The sequence below is a fragment of the Arthrobacter sp. LFS091 genome, from assembly GCF_047977885.1.
GTDB lineage: Bacteria > Actinomycetota > Actinomycetes > Actinomycetales > Micrococcaceae > Arthrobacter.
On the sequence record NZ_JBFPFP010000026.1, the window covers coordinates 1 to 523 of the forward strand.

The following is a 523-nucleotide window of genomic DNA, read 5'->3' on the forward strand; positions in this document are numbered from 1 at the left end:
GGGTGTGCCGATGGTGACGACCACTGATTATGTGAACACGATCCCGGTGGACCAGGAAGCGCCGTTCCCGGGGAACGAGGAGTTCGAGCGCCGGTATCGGGCGTATATGCGCTGGAACGCTGCGGTGATGGTTCATCGTGCGCAGCGTTCCGATATTGGTGTGGGCGGGCATATTTCCACGTATGCCGGTGCCGCGACCCTGTACGAGGTGGGCTTCAACCACTTCTTCCGCGGTAAGGACCACCCCTCCGGCGGTGACCAGGTGTTCTTCCAGGGTCACGCGTCCCCGGGGATGTACGCGCGGGCGTTCATGGAAGGCCGCCTCAGCGAAGCGGATCTGGACGGGTTCCGTCAGGAGAAGTCCAAGGAAGGGCATGCCCTGTCCTCGTACCCGCACCCGCGCCTGATGCCGGATTTCTGGGAGTTCCCGACCGTGTCGATGGGTATCGGCCCGATGAACGCGATCTACCAGGCCCAGTCCAACCGGTACCTGCAGAACCGTGGGATCAAGGACACCTCGGAC

Annotated in this window: 1 pseudogene; it reads left to right on the plus strand. The window is 63.1% G+C overall.

Annotation, left to right across the window (positions count from 1 at the left end):
• A pseudogene (locus tag ACNQOP_RS20500) lies at window positions 1-523 on the plus strand (pyruvate dehydrogenase (acetyl-transferring), homodimeric type); the annotation flags it as partial.